The organism is Kocuria atrinae C3-8 (genome assembly GCF_000286355.1).
GTDB lineage: Bacteria > Actinomycetota > Actinomycetes > Actinomycetales > Micrococcaceae > Kocuria > Kocuria atrinae_A.
Map to the genome: position 1 here is coordinate 1 of NZ_AJXN01000191.1, position 1,416 is coordinate 1,416.

Sequence of the window (1,416 nt, forward strand, 5' to 3'; positions counted from 1 at the left end):
GCTGATCCGGCTCGCTGGTCTCCGGAGCTTATCCCGTCTCACGCTCGTCCCGGCTCCCACTCACGCCGGCCGATTCTTCTTCCACTCCGCTCAGCGCAGCACCACGGTACTGAGGCCCTGCAGAATCACCCGTCCTTCGCAGTGCCATTTCACGGCATCGGACAGCGCCTTGCATTCGGTATCCCGGCCGGCGGCCACCAGATCCTCGGGTCCGAACGTGTGATCCACCTGCACGGTTTGCTGGGCAATGATCGGGCCCTCGTCGAGTTCGGCATTGACGTAGTGCGCGGTAGCTCCCACGGTTTTGACCCCGCGTTCGTACGCCTGGTGATAGGGCTTGGCACCCTTGAAGCTGGGCAGGAACGAGTGGTGAATGTTGATCACCCGCCCGGACATCCGCGTGGCCAGTGAATCGCTGAGCACCTGCATGTAACGGGCCAGGACCACCAGATCCACTTCGAAACGATCCACGAGTTCCAGCAGGTGAGCCTCGGCCTCGGGTTTCGTGTCCGGGGTGACGGGCACGTGGTAGAACGGGATGCCGTGCCACTCGACCAGTCGCTGGTGGTCCAGGTGGTTGGACACCACGGCCACGATGTCCACGGGCAACTCACCCGTGCGGCTGCGATAGAGCAGGTCATTGAGGCAGTGACCGAACTTCGAGACCATCACCAGCACCCGCCGCTTGGCCCCGTGCACATTGAGTTGCCAGTTCATCTCGAAGCGTTCCGCCACCGGTTCCAGGTCTTTATACAGCGCGTCGCGATCCAGGGTGCCCCCGGCCATCGGCGCCACGTGGACGCGCATGAAGAAATGTCCCCGCCGCCGGTCATCGAACTGCGTGAGCTCCACAATGTTGCACCCGTGATCCAGGAGTACCCCGCTCACCGCGTGCACGATTCCCAGGGTTTCGGGGCAGTCCAGCGTGAGCACCAATTCCGACGACGCCGCTCCGGGCACGTTGGTTTCTACGATTTCTGTTGGCGCGGTCATCACGCCACCTCCTGGGATGCGAATTCGGTCATGGCGTCCATCAGCCATTGGGCGATGTACACGGCGAAGGACGAGCGGGGCATGATCCGCCAGGTCTGTTCATCGGTCTGCCACAGCAAGACCTGCACGAGTCCCAGCGTGGTGGAGACCGCGGTGCCCGGCCCGAAGACCCGCGGGTGCAGATCCAACGGGCACCCCTTTTCGAGCACGGCACGGGCTGAGGGGCCGGACAGTTCCAGGGTGGTCCGGTTGGCCGAAAGGTCCACCACGTGCGACCGCTGCTTGTGGCCGGCCATGGCCCGACTCAGCTCTTGCGTCAGTGGATGCGTCGACAAGGTCGGGGCCGCCCCGAGATTTTCTTGATCGGCACCCCCGGCCGGCCCCGCGGCGCTGTCGGTCGCGGGACGGGAGGCGACCCCGCCT

Annotated in this window: 2 protein-coding genes; both read right to left on the minus strand. The window is 64.7% G+C overall.

Annotated features, from left to right (window positions below; genetic code table 11):
* Positions 1-90: 90 nt before the first annotated feature.
* Positions 91-993, minus strand: a complete 903-nt coding sequence (gene purU, locus YO9_RS0115585; RefSeq protein ID WP_016998330.1) for a formyltetrahydrofolate deformylase — start codon at positions 991-993, stop codon at positions 91-93.
* The coding region (locus tag YO9_RS0115590) for a sarcosine oxidase subunit gamma (RefSeq protein ID WP_317259865.1) at positions 993-1,416 on the minus strand (424 nt) is incomplete at its 5' end. The genes YO9_RS0115590 and purU, both read right to left, overlap by 1 nt.